Annotated in this window: 21 protein-coding genes and 1 riboswitch; of the genes, 4 read left to right on the top strand and 17 right to left on the bottom strand. The window is 36.6% G+C overall.

The genetic code is table 11. The features are described 5' to 3' along the window. Positions 1-128: 128 nt before the first annotated feature. From BAU17_RS07335 to BAU17_RS07265, 15 genes are all read right to left on the bottom strand, one after another. Positions 129-656 (bottom strand): folate family ECF transporter S component, encoded by a 528-nt coding sequence (locus tag BAU17_RS07335; protein ID WP_161902161.1) that lies wholly within the window; start codon positions 654-656, stop codon positions 129-131. A gap of 38 nt (positions 657-694) precedes the next feature. Next, positions 695-792, bottom strand: a riboswitch (THF riboswitch). 102 nt (positions 793-894) lie between these two features. Next, positions 895-1,461: a hypothetical protein gene (locus tag BAU17_RS07330; RefSeq protein ID WP_161902160.1), complete on the bottom strand. Its 567-nt coding sequence runs from the start codon at positions 1,459-1,461 to the stop codon at positions 895-897. A 125-nt stretch (positions 1,462-1,586) separates the two neighbouring features. After that, entirely contained in the window at positions 1,587-2,519 is a 933-nt protein-coding gene (locus BAU17_RS07325; protein WP_161902159.1) for a DUF1177 domain-containing protein, read from the bottom strand. 4 nt (positions 2,520-2,523) lie between these two features. After that, positions 2,524-3,204 (bottom strand): AroM family protein, encoded by a 681-nt coding sequence (locus tag BAU17_RS07320; RefSeq protein WP_161902158.1) that lies wholly within the window; start codon positions 3,202-3,204, stop codon positions 2,524-2,526. Beyond that, positions 3,197-4,297 carry an S-methyl thiohydantoin desulfurase domain-containing protein gene (locus BAU17_RS07315; RefSeq protein WP_161902157.1) on the bottom strand — a complete coding sequence of 367 codons (1,101 nt, stop codon included), beginning with the start codon at positions 4,295-4,297 and terminating at the stop codon, positions 3,197-3,199. Before BAU17_RS07315 ends, BAU17_RS07320 begins: the two co-directional genes overlap by 8 nt. Positions 4,298-4,348: 51 nt before the next feature. Then, positions 4,349-5,179, bottom strand: coding sequence for an ATP-binding cassette domain-containing protein (locus tag BAU17_RS07310; RefSeq protein ID WP_161902156.1), 831 nt, complete (start codon positions 5,177-5,179; stop codon positions 4,349-4,351). A 16-nt stretch (positions 5,180-5,195) separates the two neighbouring features. After that, a complete protein-coding gene (locus BAU17_RS07305; protein ID WP_161902155.1) occupies positions 5,196-6,029 on the bottom strand; it encodes an ABC transporter ATP-binding protein in 834 nt (277 codons plus the stop codon). 11 nt (positions 6,030-6,040) lie between these two features. Then, complete coding sequence (locus BAU17_RS07300; protein ID WP_161902154.1) at positions 6,041-6,904, bottom strand: ABC transporter permease; 864 nt, start codon at positions 6,902-6,904, stop codon at positions 6,041-6,043. Positions 6,905-6,931: 27 nt separating this feature from the next. Then, positions 6,932-7,933 carry an ABC transporter permease gene (locus BAU17_RS07295; protein WP_161902153.1) on the bottom strand — a complete coding sequence of 334 codons (1,002 nt, stop codon included), beginning with the start codon at positions 7,931-7,933 and terminating at the stop codon, positions 6,932-6,934. Positions 7,934-8,026: 93 nt separating this feature from the next. Beyond that, entirely contained in the window at positions 8,027-9,631 is a 1,605-nt protein-coding gene (locus BAU17_RS07290) for an ABC transporter substrate-binding protein (RefSeq protein WP_161902152.1), read from the bottom strand. A 21-nt stretch (positions 9,632-9,652) separates the two neighbouring features. Then, positions 9,653-10,378 (bottom strand): IclR family transcriptional regulator, encoded by a 726-nt coding sequence (locus tag BAU17_RS07285; protein WP_267913777.1) that lies wholly within the window; start codon positions 10,376-10,378, stop codon positions 9,653-9,655. A 276-nt stretch (positions 10,379-10,654) separates the two neighbouring features. Next, the gene (locus tag BAU17_RS07280; RefSeq protein ID WP_161902150.1) at positions 10,655-11,383 is read right to left on the bottom strand and encodes a class I SAM-dependent methyltransferase; all 729 of its coding nucleotides are present in this window, start codon (positions 11,381-11,383) and stop codon (positions 10,655-10,657) included. Positions 11,384-11,385: 2 nt separating this feature from the next. Next, positions 11,386-12,273 (bottom strand): 16S rRNA (adenine(1518)-N(6)/adenine(1519)-N(6))-dimethyltransferase RsmA, encoded by an 888-nt coding sequence (rsmA, locus tag BAU17_RS07275; protein WP_161902149.1) that lies wholly within the window; start codon positions 12,271-12,273, stop codon positions 11,386-11,388. Then, complete coding sequence (rnmV, locus tag BAU17_RS07270) at positions 12,270-12,836, bottom strand: ribonuclease M5 (protein ID WP_161902148.1); 567 nt, start codon at positions 12,834-12,836, stop codon at positions 12,270-12,272. The genes rsmA and rnmV overlap by 4 nt, the downstream gene beginning before the upstream one ends. Then, positions 12,833-13,603, bottom strand: coding sequence for a TatD family hydrolase (locus BAU17_RS07265; RefSeq protein ID WP_161902147.1), 771 nt, complete (start codon positions 13,601-13,603; stop codon positions 12,833-12,835). Before BAU17_RS07265 ends, rnmV begins: the two co-directional genes overlap by 4 nt. Positions 13,604-13,767: 164 nt before the next feature. Here BAU17_RS07265 and BAU17_RS07260 point away from each other — a divergent pair, with 164 nt between their 5' ends. Both BAU17_RS07260 and BAU17_RS07255 read left to right on the top strand, forming a co-directional pair. After that, positions 13,768-14,412, top strand: coding sequence for a hypothetical protein (locus tag BAU17_RS07260; protein WP_161902146.1), 645 nt, complete (start codon positions 13,768-13,770; stop codon positions 14,410-14,412). A gap of 154 nt (positions 14,413-14,566) precedes the next feature. Further along, entirely contained in the window at positions 14,567-15,421 is an 855-nt protein-coding gene (locus tag BAU17_RS07255) for a metallophosphoesterase (RefSeq protein ID WP_161902145.1), read from the top strand. A gap of 18 nt (positions 15,422-15,439) precedes the next feature. On the opposite strand, the gene BAU17_RS14295 is transcribed toward BAU17_RS07255, so the two are convergent. Both BAU17_RS14295 and BAU17_RS07245 read right to left on the bottom strand, forming a co-directional pair. Continuing rightward, positions 15,440-17,191, bottom strand: coding sequence for a metal ABC transporter permease subunit (locus tag BAU17_RS14295; protein WP_161902144.1), 1,752 nt, complete (start codon positions 17,189-17,191; stop codon positions 15,440-15,442). Beyond that, complete coding sequence (locus BAU17_RS07245) at positions 17,184-17,915, bottom strand: metal ABC transporter ATP-binding protein (RefSeq protein ID WP_161902143.1); 732 nt, start codon at positions 17,913-17,915, stop codon at positions 17,184-17,186. The genes BAU17_RS14295 and BAU17_RS07245 overlap by 8 nt, the downstream gene beginning before the upstream one ends. A gap of 287 nt (positions 17,916-18,202) precedes the next feature. Here BAU17_RS07245 and BAU17_RS07240 point away from each other — a divergent pair, with 287 nt between their 5' ends. Further along, entirely contained in the window at positions 18,203-19,717 is a 1,515-nt protein-coding gene (locus BAU17_RS07240; protein ID WP_161902142.1) for a flavocytochrome c, read from the top strand. 136 nt (positions 19,718-19,853) lie between these two features. Continuing rightward, a complete protein-coding gene (locus BAU17_RS07235) occupies positions 19,854-21,911 on the top strand; it encodes a methyl-accepting chemotaxis protein (protein WP_161902141.1) in 2,058 nt (685 codons plus the stop codon). Positions 21,912-21,950: the final 39 nt, after the last annotated feature.

Below are 21,950 nucleotides of genomic sequence, written 5' to 3'. Positions count from 1 at the left end.
TTCATTACTATTCCTCCCTTTGCTCTCTACTCTACCGTATTTTTGGCTAAAAAGACAACGAAATGAAAAAAAGAAACCATCAAGCGATGATTTCTTATTGGATGTTTGTTTCTATCTATTTTCACTTATTATTGAAGTTTCAATTTTCTCGTTAATTGGTCGATTGGTAACATATTACCAATCACATACATCGTACCTGCCTCGATTGGAATCATAATAGCAGCCTTAATTAAACGAGGTACCCAAAGTTGCCACTGATTTAGCGGAACATGGTACATCATCGATAGCCAAATCGGCGTCAAGCATAGACTTAGTAGCAATGTGAGCGTTACTGTACAAAGAATGGTATTTTTCCATGTGACTTTTTTATTGTAAAAAAAGTAACCATAAATAAGTCCGGCAATAATCTTATTCAATGTAAATCCAATGAAAAAAGGGGCCTTGGCAAACATTGTATTCCCAATTAAATCGGCAATAACAGCACCAACTGCTGACCAGAAAGGCCCAAACAGCATCCCCATAATCATTTGGGGAACGAAAGCAAAGGTCACTTTCAATAACTGGGTTTCAATCCCCAAAATGTTCGATAAAACAACTGTTAAAGCAATCAACAAGGCCATTACAGTGATCATCTGTGTACTAATTTTTCTTTTCATTTCTAGCATCTCCTTATCGAGCTGCTACACAAAAAATATGCAGCGAATGCGAAAACAAAACCGCGAATTTTCATCCTTCGTCCAAAAGGCAACATCCCATCCTTCTAGCACTTAACGCTTTGCTTCCTACTCTGATTTTTATTTATAGATTTTCATCTACGCCTTGAATATAGCACAGGACTACGAACAACACAATCAAAGATAATTGTTGCTTGTTATTTTTTCGTCAATTGTTCGCTTATCGTTTAAGCTTCATTTCTTTTGCTTTTGCGAAAACAGGAATATCAAATGTTTTACTTAATGCTCGCATGACAAATAAAGCAATATTATAATCAATTAAACTATGAATAAAGCCACCAACACCAATAAAGCCAAAGATAAATAGTAACATATTATCTGGTTGCGTTTGATTTCCACTGATTAACACAATGGCCACAACAATCAATTCAGCAAGTGCATGAATCAAACCAATCCAAACATTGTACCATTGAAATTTTTTGTTATTATTCACAATTTCCGGATGCTTTTGTAAATAAAGTGAGCCGATTATTGCAAATATCACATGAGACAATGCGCGCAATGCGATAATGAATGGTGCAGTCAAAAGAAAACCAAACGCTGTTCCCAATGCGACAGCAACTGCTATTTGTGGGGAAAAGAACATCGCAGCAAATAATGGTACATGACTAGCTAATGTGAATGATGCTGGACCAATCACAATTTTTGGCATAATCATCGGAATAATCACTCCCATCGCAATTAATAAGGCAGCGATAGTTAATTTTCTAACGGAATTTTTTCTCATTTTTTCTCCTCCATATGTGTCAAGACACATCAAACTGCACTTAGTGTATCTATTTAAAGAAGATATGTCAAGACACATATGGAAAATAAAAAGACAACCTTCCATACGAAAAGGTTGTCCCTGTTTTATGCTTTCCCCATAGTTTGTAAAATAGTCATTTTTCCATATAACTTTTCTAAGTGTGAAAATTCTTCTGAATCATAAAATTTACATTTTCCCTGAACAAATTCTTTCGCCACTTCTAAAACAAAACGGACTGCACTTGCAATATCCACTTCATGATTGGCACCTGTACCACAACCTGGAACAGCTGATTCAGCAGTCAAAGCAAGACCTACAACTGGGGCACTTGTTGCTGTCGCTGGTTGTAAAATACTATTTATATGATAGACATCGTTACCATATGGTGTGATATCTTGCATGGTAATTGGAAATGTTACAGCTAATTGCCCAGTGGTCATAGTCATTAATCGAACTAAATCATCGGATATGCGTAAGATGTACCCTTCTTTAACTGTTGGAGAAATTGCAAAACCACGATGATTGATGATATTATTGCCTTTTGTTGCATCAATTGAAATAATTGCATCCATCTCAGGTAAAATTTCATACTCGTTCATATCACTCATTTCAACAGGTGAGCCCATAAAATCAACTGGTTCATGCGGTTGCGTAGGCGCATTGGGACAAATATGCGTAGTAACAATGATATCTCCCTCAAGAGGCATTTCTTTTTTACGCATCTCTGTTAATTTCAAAGCAGAAGCTAATGCACCAATTGCTCCATCAGCATCAGATACTAGCCCTTTGCGACTTGGATGAGCAGCAATCCCTCCTAGACGTCCAATAATTCCTAACGTAGGTGCTGTTCCCCCTTGAGTTTTACCATTTGTCCCTTCGATAATAATTTTGACAAAATCCGTAGAGCCCTGATTACCTTGTAAAGTTGTACTAGTTGCAGTGACACCAGCTACTCCTTGAAAAACTGCAATCACTTTTTCCCCAGTAATTTGGGGATTATCTAATAAATCAATCATTTCAATCACTTGTTTTAACATATTTTCACTCCTCGAACATTGTTTGTACATATTCAAATAATAATTCATTACTTTGATACACAGGTAGATTCGTAACAGTCATAAGAAATTCTCTCATGGAGCGACTGTATCCCATACAATCTAAAACAATTACTTCAATCCCTTCTGATTGAAGTAGTTGACCAACTTCCATAAATTGCTTCTTCGAAAACTTATACGGAGACGCAGCTTCAAATACTGGATTCATCCCCTTTGCTCGCCATTTCTCACGAGCTGATTCGATTTGATTGCTTAATGGTAAAATAACACCTAACGATTGATTAAAAAATTTTTCATGTATATAAGGCAATAAAACTTGTTCTGGTTCAATCAATACTGCATTTTTCGTTACCAATTTTTCAAATTCTGCTGTACATAGAATAACAATCACATCCACGCCCTGTTCTTCAAGGCTAATAATTTTTTGTTGCAATCGTTGCTGTACTTTTTCTTTCGACATTTGAATCCCTTGTCCATTACAAAATGTACTAACCAGAACTTCTTCTTGTTTTTCTGGCTGAAATTGCTGAAAAGCTTCCTCTACTGTCAATCCATCAAGTATTCCTACTTGTGAGACGTTTGAATTATCATTAAAAAAAGCCAGAAAAGAGTCTTCAATATCTCTACGTGGAGCTTCACCGATAGTGATAAAGACAATTTTATTCATAATAATCATTTCCTATCAATTCTTGAACATATGCTACTATCTCAATGCCTAAAACTTGTTCAATCCGTTTGTAACCTGATATTTCAAACATTCCTGCACCTAAAGCTAATTTTTGATAAGGTACTTGCAAGACGAAGATAGCTTGTCCTTCCTTTAATTCAGCGGTAGTAATGGGTAAACCCGTCTCTTGATCAAATGACATCAATAAATCTGGAAACGTACTCTGACGTTCTCCATTTTTATCTAATGCCATATATTCATTCCATATATATAGAACATATTCATCATCTTTTTGTCTTACAATGAATTTTCCTTCATCCAATCCACCGTTCATTGTTAATTCAAATTCTTCTACAATTCCTTGACAAACCATTGTTCCACCAAGGTAATCTGCAACATTCATCACTTTTTCTCGTGGCGTCACGCCTTGTAAAAACGCACTCCCAACCTCATATGATTGTGTTAATGTACCTAATGCTGCATTTTTTTGGATAAATTCTTTATTAACAGGATTTCTTGCTACGACTACTAAACCGCCTGCTTCAACAGCTGCTTGTCGAATTAAAGTAGACGTTGCATTAACAGAGCCTTGTGTGACTAACTGAACTTCTTTATTCTTTAAGGGATTTCCACCAACTGCTGATTGTTGCGTGATGTATCCTTTTTTTTCAGATAATCCCATAGCTCCCATAGTTCCCAATGGATGTGCACGACCATTGCAAGAGGCATCTACCATAGGAATTTGTTTTAAAGCTGATGGTATAAACGCATTAAAACTAGATCCTCCCCCCATCTCATTTGTAATTAAAGCATCAATGGTTAAATCATAATTTTTTTCTAACAACTCAATAATTTCTACAAAATTTTGTTCTACTACATATTGATCTGTTGCAGAAGGTGCTCCTACTGCTGAAATTGTTAATACCGTCGCATTTTCAGGCAGTTCATCCACTGGAATCACCTGTGGTTGACGACCATTGGCCAAAGAAATTTTGGCATTTTCTATGCCGTAATCCATGCTGCCACCACCGCCACCACCTAGGATAATCCCCCCTAGTGCTAATGCTTCAATTTTCGTTTCATCAATATACAAACCCGTTCCTCCTTCTCCATAATCACAAAATAGACTCGATCAATACCTTTTTTAAATCACAATACTATCCAAATATGCTTGTTCTGCTGGTTCTACCACTGGAATAGACTTTAATAATTTCTTTGTATAAACTTCTTTGGCATGATGAAAAATTTCCTCAACACTTCCTTGTTCTACTAAATTACCTAATTGCATTACAATAACATTATTTGAAAAATTCTTTACCAATGCCAAATCATGTGTAATAAATAGATACGACAAGTGATATTTTTCTTGTAAATTTTCTAACAATTGAATAATTTTAGCTTGTACAGATACATCTAAAGCTGATGTTGGTTCATCCAAAATAATTAATTCTGAATCTAATGCAATTGCTCTAGCAATTCCTACCCGCTGTTTCTGCCCCCCACTTAACATATGTGGATATCGTTCTAAAAAATCAATTGGTAATTCAACAATCTGAATTAATTCCTTCACTTTTTCCAAACGTGCCTTGGAATCCCCATACCGATGAACAAGTAATGGTTCTTCAATAATTTCACGAATTGTTTTACTTGGATTCAAAGAAGACGTTGGATCTTGATGAACCATTTGAATTTGTTTACGAAATGCTTTCAATGCATCTTTTCCTTTGATTTGACTAATATCGTTGCCATTGAATAGAATTTTTCCTGCAGTAATTGGTTCAAAACGCATAATCATTTTTGCTAATGTTGTTTTTCCACTCCCGGATTCTCCGACCACAGCCAAAGTTGTTCCTCGTTTCATTGAGAAAGAAACATTATTTACAGCATGAACGGTCTTCTTTTGTCCACGTTTTTTGCCATTCACAATAAATTCTTTGTTTAGCCCTTGCACTTCTATAATTGGCTGATTCTCCATTCCGTTTGCCCCCTCTCTAGACAAGCTTCGGTAATGCTTGAAGTAAATCTTTGGTGTATGCTTCTTGAGGTCGTAAAAATACCTCTTCTGTCGTTCCTTCTTCCACTACTTTTCCATATTGCATGACATAAGTTCGTTCACCCATTTCTTTTGCAACACCTAAATTATGAGTAATATATAGCATGGAAATTCCTTCCTCTTTTACCAATCGTTGTAATTCTCTGTTAATGCTATTTTGGACAGTAACATCTAATGCTGTTCCTGGTTCATCAGCAATTAACAGTTTTGGTGTATGCACGAGTGCCAACGCAATCACAATTCGTTGACGCATTCCTCCACTCAATTCAAAAGGATAGCGTTCCAGTAAACCTTCTGGATCAGGCAAACTCATTTTATTTAATAATTCAATTGCTCGATTTCGAGCAGCTTTTCGCTCTTCTTTTGATGGTTTAGAAAACCATCTTCCGGCTCGTTTTTTCCCTTGATACAAATAAACATTCATCATTTGTTCACCTATTGTAAACACAGGATTCAATGCTGTCATAGGATCTTGAAAAACCATTGAAATTTCTTTCCCACGAATTGCACGCCAATCTTTTTTCTTATTTTTCAATAAATCTTGCCCTTTATAAAGAATGCTTCCTCCTGTATAAATAGTTGGTGGAGTTTTTAATAGACCCAAGATTGATCGAACCGTAATTGTTTTTCCACTCCCTGACTCCCCAACAATTGTCACTAGTTCTCCGGGTTTTAAGGAGATACTGACATTATGAAGCGTTGGTACAGCTTCTGGGCCATTTTTAAAACTAATCGATAAGTCTTTAATTTCTAATAAATTATCAGCTGCCATCTTCTGCCCCCCTAGTCTACTTTCACATCAAAATAATCTCTTAAGCCATCTCCTAGCAGATTGAATCCTAAAACTGTCACTAATATTGCTAATCCAGGAAATGTTGTTTGCCACCACATCGTAGGTAAATAAACACGTCCCTCTGCAACCATCGTTCCCCATTCTGGTGCTGGCGGTTGTGCACCTAATCCTAAAAATCCTAAACTAGCACCAGTTAGAATTACAAATCCAATATCTGTGGATGCTTTAACAATAATCGTTGATAAACAATTAGGTAAGATTTCTATAAACGCTATGCGCCATTTACTCGCACCAATACCTTCTGAGGCTAAAATAAATTGTTCGTTTTTGATTTTTAATGTTTCTGCCTGTACTAGACGAGTAAACCATGGCCACCAACCAAAAGAAATTGCCACCATTGAATTAATCAATGAAGGTTCCATAATGGCGGCTACAGCCATTGCTAGAATAATTGAAGGAATAGATAAAAAGATATCTGTCAATCGCATAATAACAGCATTCACTTTCCCTCCCCAAAATCCTGCAATCAATCCTAAAGGCACTCCAATCACAATCGCAACAGTTAACACAATAACCCCCATCACTAATGAGTAGCGAGCTCCAAATAATACACGGCTAAAGATGTCTCTTCCAGCTTCATCTGTCCCAAATAAATACTGACCGCTTGGTGGTTGATTCATTAATGAAAAATCAATGGACCCTGTCACATCGTCTGGGTGTGGTGCAATAAAATCAGCAAAAACCGCAGCAATGATGACTACGAATACAATAATCAAACCAATAAGTGTCAATTTATTTTTTAGGAGTTTACGAATCTTTCCCGGAGCTTTTCTTTTTTTTATATTTGCTTCCATATGAACCTCCCATAGTATTCCAGTTACTTAACCTTCCAATTTAATTTTTGGATCAAAGAATCCATACAATAAGTCCACAATCACATTAATAACCACAAAGAATAAACCAATAACTAATGTCACACCGATAATCGCGTTGTAGTCTTTGTATAAAATACCTTGAATCGCATACTGAGCCATCCCTGGCCAACCAAAAACTGCTTCTACTAAAAAAGCATTTCCGATTAATGAACCAAATTGCATCCCAACCGTTGTTAGAACAGAAATAAAGGCATTTTTCAACATATAGCGTTGATATACTAAATTTTCTGGCAATCCATAAGATTCTGCAGCAAGTACATAATCTTTATTCATTTGATCAATCATATTCGTTCGGGTCATTCGAATAATTTGTGCTGCTGTAGCAATAGATAATGCAATTGCTGGTAATAAGATATGTGTAAAACTATCTGTAAATCCTGCAAAATTACCTGTAATTAAACTATCCACTAATCGCATGCCCGTAATTGTATCGACAGGCACATCCCCACGTCCAATAACAGGAAATAAACCTAACCAATAAGAAAAAATTAATTGCAGTAAAATCGCTAACCAAAATCGTGGCAAAGCAATTCCCGATAATGAAACAATACGAATAATATGATCTGAAATTTTGTTGTTCTTAACAGCTGAATAAATCCCCAAAGGAATCCCTACTGCTACTGAAATAATCATTGACACAAGCGACAATTCGAAGGTTGCTGGAAAAGTATCTTGAATGTCTAACCATACATTTCGACCAGAACGTAGAGAAAGTCCCATATCTCCTACAAATAATCCTTTTATATAATTAAAAAATTGTATAATCAACGAATCATGTAGCCCTAACTTGTTTTCCATTGCTAAAATCTGTTCTTGCGTTGCTTCGGGTCCTAACGCTAAACGAACCGAATCCCCAGGCATAATTCTAGATAATAGAAAAATCAGTAAAATTAATCCTAGAATTGTAGGAATCAATCCAATAATACGTTTACCTATAAATCTTCCCATTTCACTAACTCCTCTCTTATAATGATTGAAAAGGAAGACAGCACCTGCAGATAATCAATAAATGAACATCTACAGAATAGCTGTCTCAACAGTTTACTTCATGTTTAAATTGTAAAAAGCAATATCATATCCCATCAATCCCACAAATTTGTACCCTTCCACATAGTTTGCGTAAGCAATATGGTGCGTAGGATTTGCCACATAAATCGATGGTGCTTTTTCAGTAATTAATTTCTGTGCTTCTTTGTATAAATCTAATTGTTTATCAATATCAATTTCTTTACGAGCAGCTTCCAAAACTTCAGTTGTTTCTTGATCGTCATACCAACTCATACTACGGAAACTTCCCTGCGTTGATGGATGATAAATACCATACGTATGACTATCTACGTGAGGGTATTTCAATGAATCAGAAATTAATGTTAAGTTTGGTGTTTTTTCTGCAGAGGTTGCAGCCTCTGTGATTTGAGGCCATGTTGCATTAATAATATTGACTTTAATACCAATTTTCGCTAAATTATCTGAAACCAATTGGCCATATTGACGTTGCTCTGGATTTTCTCCCATAATCATAAAGTCGACACTTAAATCTTGACCTGCATATTTTGAATCAGCTAAATATTCTTTTGCTTTTTCTAAGTCCTGTTGATAAACTGTTGCATCCGGATTATTCCCTGTAACAACAATTGGAACTGGACCAACAGCTTGTGTTGAGTCACCTAAAATATCTTTATTTGCCGTATTATAATCAAATGCTGAGGCAATTGCTTTACGCACGTTCTCATCATCAGTTGGTGCTTTTTGCATATTCATTGGAATGTGTTGCAATTTAGCACTTGGATCTTTTTGAACAACTAACTTATCATTGCCTTCAAATTCTTTATAAGCAGAGATATTTAACCATTGATGAACCATATCTGCCTGACCTGAAGCTAAAAGTGTTTTAACGGTAGCTTCCTCTGTAATGATTTTCATTTGAATATCTTTGAACTGATTATCTTCCCACCCCTTCCAATAATCTTCATAAGATTTATAATCTAGCTCCGATTCACGATCCCATTTGGTTAATGTATATGGACCTGAACCAGCCTCTTTACTTTCTAAATAGCCTTGACCATAATCATCGGCTTTAGTGTTTTCTTGTAATAACTTACTATCGACTATAAATAATTGAGTCATTGAAGAAATGAAGGGAGCATAAGCATTGTTCAATGTGAATTCAACTGTATAATCATCAATTTTTTTCACATTTTCTGGATTTAATACACCGTTCCACAACCAAGAATTTCCTTCCCCAATTGCTATCATTCGTTGAATTGTATACACTACGTCATCTGCAGTAAATGCATTGCCTGAATGGAAAGTTACATCATCTCTTAGCTTTATTGTATAAACTAATCCATCATCAGAAACTTCATACTCTGTTGCTAAGTGTGGAACTGGATCCATTTTGTCATTTTCTACATCTGGATAAAATAAAGGATCGTATAAATTTACAGCAGCAATAATTTCTGTCTCGTCAATTACTTTCGCTGGATCAATTGATCCTACAACTTGTTGCGCAACATAAACAAAGGGTCTGTCCAGAGTTTTCGTTTCATTTGATTCCCCTTCTGAATTGCCACTTTTACCACCACAAGCAGCTAATAAAGCAGTTGCTGTTAAACAAACCATGAGTGTTTTAAACCTTTTTTTCATTGTCATTCCTTCTTTCTTTTTTTAAAAATAAATACTTGAACGTTCTAAAATAAGTTCAATTTTTTGTTGTATTTTTGCTCCTAATTGTAATGCTAATTGCTGTTTTTCATCAGAAATACGATAAATTGGTCCAGAAATAGTCAACGATGCACGAACCTTTTTGCTAGCATCTTTAATCGGGTAAGCAATTGCACACACGTCTTTGGTATACTCCCCATAAGAAATAGCGTACCCTTTTTGCTTTATCTCCTCTAATTTTTTATAATGAACGGTTTTGTCTAAAATTGTTTTTTCTGTGTAAGGAATCATTTTTTCAGACAATATCTCATCAATAAATGTTTCTTCTTGATATGCCAAAATAGCTCGATAAGATGCACCTGCATAGAGAGGTTCTAAACTCCCTTCAAATGCTGTAAATTTTACACCTTGCTGTGAATCAACAGCTAGTAACGTTCGTCCTTGATTTTTATTTATAACTGTTAAAAAAATCGATTCATCTAATGCATCTCTCAATTCAATTAAGCATGGGCGTAAGGCTTCTTCTAAATTAAACTGTTTTTTAGCAACGTTACCTAATTCAATAAAAGGGCTCCCTAAACTATATTTTTTTGTTTCAGGATTTTGAATGACAAAACCTTCTTCTTTCATTGTTTCCAATATTCTGAAAATTTTAGTATGACTTTGTTCAAGTTCGCGTGCTAACTCTCTCACACCCCAAACTGTTTTTTTAGTAGTAAAACTTTTCATCACTTGTAGTGATAACTGTACACTGCTTAAAATTTTGAATCACCTCATTTTAGTGGTTCTTATAGCGAACCATCGTTTCGTTTATTCAATTTTCTGAATCTTATCATAATAATCTCATCAAGTAAACATTTTTGAAGTCTTAAAAATTTACAAACAGTTAAAAAAAGCGCGAAAACCCTTTTAAAACAAACAATACAAAAATTAAAAAAAACTCATTTAAAATTCATTTTACAAAAAAACGTCACAGAAATTTCTGTGACGGAATCTAATTATATATTATTTTCTCGCACGCACAATCAGCATCATTGGTCGGCGCATTTCATCTGGCATGCCTGGAATGTCTAACATATCCTCAGGTGGCATCGGTTCTACGATATGTTCCAAGGTAAAATTATTTTTCAATAATACTTCCAAATAAGTGGTTAGCGTGCGATGGTACTTCGTCATCTCTTCTCCTAGAAACCGAACGTTCCGTCTTCCCTCGAAGAAATAATTATCGACAGGGAAATTGACAATTGTTCCGGTTTCATCACGTGTCCAATCTTGCGAACCTTCTGCCGTGAAGACGGGATGTTCCACTGAAAAAATAAATGTTCCTCCCGTTGTTAATGCTTGATAGACTTTCTGAACGACTTGCTGAAAGTCCTCGACATAATGTAGTGCCAAAGAGCTAATGACTACATCGAACGTTTCCGGATTTGCATGGAATTCTTCCATGCTTTCTTGCTTATAAGAAACATTCGTCGCTGATGTTTTTTCACGTGCTACAGCTAACATTTTCTCTGAAATATCGATACCAATTACTTCCTTCGCACCATTTTCTGCGGCATACATACTATGCCAACCATAGCCGCAACCTAAGTCTAAGACTCGTTTTCCTTTAAAATCTGGTAAAAGCTTTTGTAGCGTGGACCACTCACCTGCCCCTGATAAACCTTGGAGACTGCGTGACATTTGGCTATATTGTTCAAAAAATTTTGGATGGTCATAAGGATTTTCCGGCATAATTATCCCTCTTTTCTTGCCACCATTTCATTACTTAATGCGGCAAATTCTGCTAATGACAAGGTTTCTCCTCGTCGTGATGGTTCAATTCCAGCAGCAGCTAAACTATCTTGTAGCCATTGTTTGGTTGCTGGATCTTTTCCATAACTGTTTTGTAAGTTGTTCCATAACGTTTTACGACGTAATTGGAAAGCTGATTTGGTTAATTTAAAGAATTCTTTTTCGTTTGTCACTTGGACAGCTGGTGTCGCACGACGTGTTAATTTCAAAATCGCTGAATCAACATTTGGTTGTGGAACAAAAACGGTCTTTGGTACGATAAAGGCAAGTTTGGCTTCCATGTAATATTGGACGGCAATTGATAATGAACCATAAGCTTTTGTACCAGGTTGAGCTGAAATTCGATCTGCAACTTCTTTTTGCATCATAACAACCATTTCTGCCACTGGTAAATTCGATTCTAAAAAGTGCATCATAATGGGTGTCGTGATGTAATAAGGTAAGTTTGCCACTACTTTGATTGGTAGTTCTTCTTGGAAGATGTCATTGGTTATCGTTAATAAATCCGCTTGTAAGACATCTTGATGAACGACTGAGACATTAGGATAATCCGATAACGTATCTGCCAATACGGGAATCAAACGATCGTCAATTTCAAATGCCAATACTTGGCGTGCATTTTGCGCTAAATGCTCGGTTAAGGCACCAATTCCGGGACCAACTTCAATCACATTGGTATTTTCGGTAATTTCCGCTGTTTCCACAATTTTGCGTAAAACATTTGGTTCTGTCAAAAAGTTTTGTCCTAAACTTTTTTTGAATGTAAAGCCATGCTTGGCAAGAATTTCCTTGGTTCTAGATGGTACTGCGATTTCTTTTTTATCGTTCACTTGTTTTCCTCCACTATTTTCATCGCTGCGATAAGTTCTTCTTCTGTGATTCGGAACATCGCCAATCGTTTGGTTAACTGTTTGCCATTTGTATAGCCAATACGTAATTCATCACCTAATTTTTCGCGACGTTCTTTGGCTTGTGCACCAGCAATTAATCCTAAATCTAATAATTTTTGACGGGAAATTTCAGGTACATCGGTCGTTGTTATTGGGGTAACTACTTTTCCCAAGGCTTCTAAAATAGCTTCATCACTGGCGTGTTCCACACCTAAACTAGCTCTTTTACGTTTGCTTTGTGCTTGCTTTCTAGGTAAAAAAGCATGTTTGGCTTGCGGGACGACTTCCATAATCGTTTTACGGATTTTCTCCCCTGAAAAATCAGGATCGGTAAAAATAATGACCCCACGGGTTTCTTGGGCATGTTCAATTTGCGCTAAAATTTCGTCATTAATCGCCGAACCAATCGTCTCAATCGTATCCGCATCAACTACTTCTTGAATGCGACGTGTGTCGTCTTTGCCTTCAACAACAATAATTTCTTCAATCGCTAACTTACTCATGATTGGATTCCAAATAATTGATGAGCATTGATAGTTGTTTGTTTGGCTACTTCTTCAAAAGGCAACTCACGTAATTCAGCAATTTTCTCGACAACATAACGTGTGTACCCTGGTTCATTGCGTTTGCCACGATATGGAACTGGTGCTAAATAAGGAGCATCCGTTTCAACCAATAATTTATCCATTGGTACAATTTTCGCTGATTCTTGGACTTCTAAAGCTTTTTTGAAGGTCACCACACCACTGAATGATAGGTGCATACCTAGATCTAAGAATTTTCTTGCCCATTCATCATCGCTACCAAAGCTATGCATAATCCCACCAATATCACGCACATCTTCGTCTTTCAAAATACGATAGGTATCCTCTACTGCATCCCGCATATGGATACTAATCGGTAATTTATGTTCTTTCGCAATGGCAATTTGTCGGCGAAAAACTTTTTCTTGGACATCTTTGGGATCTTCCATCCAATAGTAATCTAAGCCAATTTCACCATATGTGACAACTTTGGGATTTTCTAAATGGCTTTGAATAAAGGCTTCCGCTTCTTTGTCGTAGCTTCCCGCTTCAGTTGGATGCCAGCCGATAATGCTATAAATATCTTTGTATGCTTGGCTTAAAGCCAGTGATTTCTCAATCGTTGGGTAGTCAAAACCAACCACCGCCATTTCGGTCACGCCTAATTCATTGGCACGGGTAATTGTTTCTGGAATATCGTCATTAAATTGTTCTGCATTTAAATGCGTATGTGAATCAAAAATCATCTTTTCTTCCTCCTAGTACTCTCGTCTACAATAGCACATTTTTGCTATTTCATAAACGAGGAAACCTTCTTTTTTTCTGCTTAAGATGTAGGAAAACATCCGCCTTTAGTTGGATACATTTCTTCATTACTTTTTTTATACTAATATACAAGGAGTGATTTCAAATGGAACGTTTACGAACACAATATCATTTTTATGCTCGACGTAAAAAACAGGCGCATACACAAGCAACTTCTTTTCAAAGAGATTTTCCTGAATTTGCCCAGTTTCGTCGCAACGTATCTGAAAAAAATCAAGTCAATACATTGACACATTGGTTATTGTTAGCTGTTTTTGGCTTATTGACATTTGCTAGTTTCCCTCAACAATTACTAGTTATTGGCATATTTACTGTTATTACTGCTCTAATTAAAGGTCCAGGCATGATATTATTTGGCATTGTCTATTCGTTCTTAGTTGGTTTATTCCCACCATTAGGGATGCTTTTGTCGGCAGTGTTCTTTTTCTTAAGTCTCTATCAATTAACACGTAACTGGCGTTTTGGTCTGACTGCGGCATTTTTCTACTTGTATCCAATGCTTTTAGTTGCTTTACGTTTCTTTGACTTTGGTCAAACAACATGGTTTTCACTTCTAGCCAGTGGTATAGGTTTAATGGCTTTACACTTCCTTATCCGAGGTGTCTATCAAGAGCAACCATCTAGTAAAGGCTTGGCGTGGTCATTGGTCAGCTTGCCTTACGACTGCTTCTTGTTTTTACTTCCTTCAAAAAGAAAAAAAGCAACTCGTTTAAGCAAAAAAATGAGATAATTATTCAACTACTAGAAAGATTTTTTCTAGTAGTTTTTATGTCTCTACTGTCTGATACCTACATTTTTAAGTTTTTGTTCGATTGCTTTTTTAACGACAATCCTCTATTCTATACATAGATAACTTATGATTGGCAAAGGAGGCCTATCCCCACATGTACATACTTTACGGAATACTTATTCTATGTGTTCTCTGCCTGTTTTATATGCTTGTCATTGAGCCTCGCCGATTAAAGAAAAAGCATTATTTTATTCGAAAAAACAAACTACATGTTTTGGATATTTCCAACGCTTACGATTTATATCGTAACAAAACTGATGTGACGATTGCACATATTAGTGATACGCACTTTTCAAGAAGCTATCATCCACGACGAATGAACGCCATTATTCGTTCGATTTTACAACAATCTCCAGATATGATTGTTTTTACTGGAGATTTAGTAGACAATTACAAAAATTGGCCACATCGTTATACAAAGTCATTAATTGAAAAGCTAACGAAACTATCCGCACCTATGGGAAAATTTGCTATTCTTGGCAATCATGATTATAAAGAAAATGGCGAATATTTTATCGCAGAAGTATTTAAAGAAAGTGATTTTATCTTATTGAAAAATCAACAATTTTTTGGTGCAAATGAAAACATATCTATCGCTATTTCGGGAACTGACGATGCCTTACATGGTAAACCTAATTATAAATTCGCGCGAACAGCTGCCGATTGGCACCTCTTGCTCATTCACGAACCAGATAGTGTCAAAAATATTGAGCTACCAGAAGCATACGATTTAATTTTAGCTGGTCATAGTCATGGCGGCCAAGTTCGCCTACCCTTTGTTCATTTCAAACATCCTGGCGCTATTCACTATACAAGAGGACTTTATCTTCTGACAGAAAAAACGTTGCTGTCTGTCAATCAAGGTTTAGGAACAACTGTCTTACCCATTCGCTTTGGCGCTCCCCCAGAAATTATTTATTATCATTTAGCACAAGACGAGCCTGAATAATCAGGCTCGTCTTTTTGTTTATTCTGTTAATCCTTCATAAATCTTCTCTAAATTCCATTTCATCATCGCATAGTAGCTATCGCCTTCATTCCCTGCTTCTGCGACAGAATCGGTGAAAATTTCAGCATGAATAGGAATTCCAGTATCTTTAGCCACACTTTGCATAGGTTTCGGGTTCACACTACTTTCGACAAAAAGACTTTGGACATCCAATCCTTTTAATCGATCGACAAGTAAACGAATTTGGTCAGGGGTTCCTTCTTCTTCTGTGTTGATTTCCCAAATGTAAGCCGATGGAACACCGTATGCTTTAGAAAAATACTTGAAGCAACCTTCACTCGTGACAATTAGTTTGCGATTTTCTGGAATCTGAGCAAACTTGGCTTTGGCTTCTTGGTCAAGCGCATGTAATTTTTGCGTATATTTTTCTAAATTCTCCTGATAGAGTTGGGCATGTTCAGGATCTTTTTCGCTTAATTGTTTCGCAATATTCTCTGCATAAATGATACCATTTTCTAAATTTAACCAAGCATGAGGGTCTTCTTTTCCAGCTTCTTCGTCTTCTAAATACAAGACATCCACGCCGTCACTGACCGCAAAATAATCTTCGTTGACTATTTTCTGCGCATTGTTCATGAGTTTCGTGAACCACGCATTTCCACCCGTTTCTAAATTTAGACCGTTGTAAAACAAAAGATCCGCATCGGTTGCTTTTTGAATATCCTCGGGTAAAGGTTCATACTCGTGTGGATCTTTACCAACTGGCACGATACTATGCAAATCAATGACATCGCCGGCAATTTCTTCCGTCATATCTTTTAGAATCGAGTTAGTCACAACGACCTGTAATTTATCGTTCTCTTCTACAGCATGGGAATCAGCGTATAAGGCAATACCACCGGCAACAAGTCCAATAACAAGTGCGGCAATCCCCCAGACTTTTTTCCCATGTTTCGCTTGTTGTTTCGGTGACAATAAGAAACCTAAAACAAATAAGACAGCGGCGGTTAACACAATACTTGAACCAGCAGCAATATTGAAGCTATACCCAATAAACAAACCAATGACTGAGGACAGACCACCTAAAAATGAAGAGAGTAACACCATTTGACTTAAACGTTTGGTAAAAAGATAAGCTGTCGCAGCAGGTGTTACTAACATAGCAACCACTAGAATTGTTCCAACACTTTGCATCGCAGTCACTGAAACAAGTGTCAACAACATCATTAATAAATAGTGGTATCGTTCAACTTTCATTCCAAATGCTTTTGCCATCATCGGATCGAATGATGTAATCAATAACGGACGGAAAAATAAGGCAACTAGACCTAATACCACGACCGTGATAATTAAAGTAATCCACTTATCTGAATCTTGCACAGCTAACACATTCCCAAAGAGAATATGGAATAAATCTGTTGAGCTGTTAGCAACACCAATTAAAATAACACCTAATGCTAGAAACGAACTAAACGTAATCCCAATAGCTGTATCACTTTTGATAACACTATTTTGTGAAATATACGTAATTAATACTGATGCCAACAAGCCAAAAATAATTGCACCGATAAAGAAGTTGACACCCAAAATGTAAGACAATGCGACGCCAGGTAAGACAGCATGCGAAATTGCATCCCCCATTAAAGACATGCCCCGTAAAATAATAAAACAGCCAATTGCTCCTGCTACGACACCAATAGCCACAGAAGTAATTAAAGCATTTTGTAAAAAGTGATAATTCATTAGTCCATCAATAAAGTTACTAATCATTTGCCACCTCTCCTTTCACAAAAATTGAATCACCAAATGCTTGGCGTAAATTTCGCTCTGTAAAAGTTGTTGCGACCGGTCCATAAGCAATCAATTGATGATTCAAAATCACCACTTCATCAAAATAAGTATCCACCTTGCTTAAATCATGATGCACAATAAAAATAGTTTTTCCGGCTGCTTGTAGTTTTCGTAAAATCGTCATAATAATCCCTTCACTAGTTGCGTCAATACCTACAAAAGGTTCATCTAAAAAGATATATTGCGCTTCTTGTACAAAACTACGTGCAATTAACACACGTTGAAATTGCCCACCAGATAGTTCGCCAATTTGTCGTTCACTAAATTCAGACATTTGCACTAAATCTAATGCTTGTGCCACTTTTTCCCAATCTTGTTTTGTCAGTCGTTGTAACATCTTTTTCCCTGGATAGAGTCCCAACGATACACATTCCTTGACCGTAATTGGAAATGTATGGTCAATTGCTGTTTTTTGTTCAACATAAGCAATTTGCTTTTGTACTTCTTTCAATGGCTGACCGTCCATTAAAGTCGTTCCTGTTGACGAAATTAAATGCAATGCAGCTTTAATAAAGGTTGATTTTCCTGCCCCATTTGGTCCGATGATGCCAATAATTGCTGGCTGATTGATTGAAAAAGTAATCTCTTCAATTACTTTTGTTTTACCATCATAACTTGCGCTGATATTTTCAAATTGAATCATAGTGCTCCTCCTTTTTGTTTTCGGCATGCCTAAAAATTAATTTAAGTGTATTATAAACATAAAATTTAAGGAATGCAACTAAAAACAAAATGATTTGAATGCTTGCTTTTTTCAATATGTCTTACAATTGTACCTTTTTTCACCTTCTATCATAAAAAATGATGAAATAGTAAAAAAAACTTTATTTTACAACAAATAAAAAAGATAAAACATTCACAAAATACTATCCAAAAACTTTGTGATAGTTTATACTATGTATGAAATTATTTATTTTTGGAGGGTTTACTATGAAAAAAATATTACGTCATGCCGTATTGCTGACCTCTGCTTTGTTACTAGCAGCGTGTGGAAGTAACAATCCGACAGCAGAAACAACAGCTACATCTGAAAAAACAGCTACATCCAGTTCTGATGCCACTTCGGGTGCTTCGCAACAAGAATATACGGATCCAACTGAATTAAAAGATAGCTACGACGTCATTATCATCGGTGCGGGTGGTGCCGGTATGGCCGCAGCAATTCAAGCTAAAGAAGATGGCGCGAATCCAGTTGTTTTAGAAAAAATGCCCATTGCTGGTGGAAATACATTAAAGTCTTCAGGAGGAATGAATGCCTCTGAAACAAAATTCCAAAAAGAACAAGGAATTGAAGATAGTAACGATACCTTCTTTGACGATACACTTAAAGGTGGACAAGAAACTAATGACCAAGAATTATTGCGTTACTTTGTCGATCATTCGGCTGACGCAATTGACTGGTTGGATAACATGGGAATTACCTTAGACAATATTAGCTATAGTGGTGGTGCGAGTGTCAAACGAATTCATCGCCCAACAGATGGTTCAGCTGTTGGTGGCTATTTAGTAGATGGGTTAATTCGCAACGTCCATGAACGAGAAATTCCATTATTTGTCAATGCAGACGTTACAGCAATCAATGAAAAAGATGGCCGTGTAAATGGTGTCACTGTCAAAATTGCTGGAGAAGAAAAGACAATTTCTGCTGATGCAGTCGTTGTGACAACTGGTGGTTTTGGTTCGAACGAAGAACTAATTACCAAACATCGCCCTGACTTAAAAGGCTACGTTAGTACCAATTCTGAAGGTAGTACTGGCGATGGTATTAAGATGATTGAAGATTTAGGCGGACAAACGGTTGATATGGATCAAATCCAAGTGCATCCAACTGTTATTCAAAAAAATGGCATGCTGATTAGTGAAACGGTTCGTGGTGAAGGTGCGATTTTAGTCAACCAACAAGGCAAACGCTTCTTCAACGAATTAGAAACACGCGATAAAGTATCTGCTGCTGAAACAGCTCTTCCTGAACATTATGCGTATTTAATTTTTGACAATGCGTTAGCAACACGGGCCAAACAAGTTGATTTCTACAAAGAGCAAGGTGTTGTAGAAGAAGGTGCCACAATTGAGGAATTAGCGAAAAAAATCAACGTTCCTGAAGCTGATTTGAAAGCCACATTAGATACTTGGAACCAAGCTGTTGCTGATAAAAAAGATGCTGAATTCGGTCGCGAAACGGCAATGGATTATGATTTAACAGAAGGTCCTTTCTACGCGATTCAAATCGCTCCTGGTATTCACCACACAATGGGTGGTGTAAAAATTAATACCAATACCGAAGTTCTATCTAAAGACAACAAAGCTATTCCTGGTTTATATGCAGCTGGAGAATTAACAGGTGGTCTTCATGGAAATAATCGTATCGGTGGAAATGCTGTAGCCGATATTATCATTTTTGGGCGTCAAGCTGGTGCCAAAGCAACAGAGTTTACACAAAAATAAATTTGATTGGATAGAGGGCAAAAATTGTCCTCTATTTTTTTATTTTTCTTAAATTTCTCTCAATAGTAGCCGATAGAAAATGATTGGGTGGCTTTTTGAGCTACACCTCACTATAGAATAGAAATGGAGAGAAATCATGAAGTTACAAAAAAATGGCAAACAAAAAAGTATCGGAACACTTATTCTTTCTGTTTTGGTTTTGATTGCATTACTACCAATGATTGCTACGTTATTGAGTTCTTTTTCAATTTCGAATAACTTGTTAGAAGAACGCAATCTAGTCAGTCAAGTAAGTGGCACGCAAGCTGTCTTAAAAGAAAAAGACAATTTATTAAATAATGCTCAATCCAGACTAGAAGCAACTGCTGAATTAGACGCATTTAAGAATAAATTTAATTTAACTGATATTCGCAACGTCATGCGCACAGCTATGGCTGGGGATACCAATATTTTAACAATGACCTTCGCTACAGAAGATGGTCAAGCCATTGCAACCAATGAATTACCAGCAGATTATCAAGCAACCGAGCGCCCGTGGTTCAAAGATGCTATGGCTGAAAATGGGGCGTCTATCTGGTCTACTCCCTACCAAGATATCAAAACAGGTGAGTTCGTTAATACCATTTCCAAAGTTGTCACTAACAAAGACGGTACTAAAGGCGTGTTAACACTGGATGTGTCTTACCAAAATGTTACTGGATTATTGAAAGAACTAGCTATCGGTCGGACAGGATATGTTACCTTAGTTTCTAAAGATGGGATTATTATCGCTGATGTTAATCCTGAACGAGTAGGTGTTGATATTTCTGACGATCCACTCTATGATCAAATTATGAACGCAACAGAAAATGAAGCGAGCTTAGAAGCTACTTCTGACAACGATATGGCAAGCATTTATTACAATCGTGGTGAAAAAGACAGTAATAGTTGGGCTTTTGCAACGATTCGCGACAATGAATATACAACCGAAACAAGAGCTCTTCTTTTATCTACACTTGCTGTTGCTATCGTGGTTTTTGTACTTATTCTACTTTTCTCTTTTATCGTTCGAATTGCAATTCGCGAAATTATCTCGGTATTTATGGAATTATTTGCTGAAATGGGGAATAAAATCTACCGTAAAATACCAACCAAACAAAAACATACAAGCTTCTGGAACTTAAGAGAAAACGCACGAAATTACGTCTATCCAGATGCACATGGGACAGAAATCCATCGCATGGCCGATAGTTATAACGATATGATTGATTCAACTGGTAGCTTAGTTGAATTGGTCACGCAAGAAAGTAATCATGTTGCCGAAATGTCTTCTTCTTTATTCGAACTTTCTCAACAAACAAGTTCTGCAGCTAGTGAAGTTACCGAAACAATTACTGGGATTGCTGAAGTGACTAGTACTCAAGCAGAAGAAACAGAACGCAGCGTTTCTCAATTGCATCAATTATCTGATGTCGTTCAAGAATTAACAACGAATGTCACAACGATGAATGAACAATCACAAGAGTCCACACAAATTAATAAGCAAAGCATGCAAGTAATGGGTGAAGTCCAATCAAGTTGGCAAGCTGAAATGACCCAAATGAGTACACTTGTCCACAACATGGAAAGCATGAATCAAAGTATTCAAGATATCAACCAAATTATTAATGTCATTAATGATATTTCTTACCAAACAAACTTACTTGCTTTAAATGCCTCTATTGAAGCAGCTCGTGCGGGTGAATCTGGTAAAGGCTTTGCTGTCGTTGCTTCAGAGATTCGTCAATTAGCTGAGCAAAGCAAAAGCTCAACCAAAGAAATTGAAACGATTATTTCAACTATCCAAGGACAATCGATTGAAATGGTTGAACAAGCTTCCCGTTCATTAGATGGCGGCGAAAAACAAACGCAATTAATCAACCAAGCAATTTCTGCATCCGAAGAAGTATTTAAACGTAGTACTGCAATGATTCAAGGAATTCGTGAAGTGGAAATGGCGACAAATCAAGTCGTCAGCATCCAAAATACCGTCTTAGAAAATCTAGAAAGTATGTCTGCTTCAACGGAAGAAAATGCAGCTGGTACGCAAGAAGTCTCTGCAAATTCAGAAGAAGTTCTTGCAACGATGGAAGAATTCGTCGGACATGTCGATGATTTACAAGCCGTTGCGGATAAATTACGTAACATTATGAGTACGTTGCAGATTATTCAGTGAGGATGACTCTCTAAAGATTAAAACATCCGAGCCATCAAT

This window comes from Candidatus Enterococcus willemsii, from assembly GCF_009933335.1.
GTDB lineage: Bacteria > Bacillota > Bacilli > Lactobacillales > Enterococcaceae > Enterococcus_F > Enterococcus_F willemsii.
This window is presented reverse-complemented; position numbering and strand designations above follow the sequence as displayed.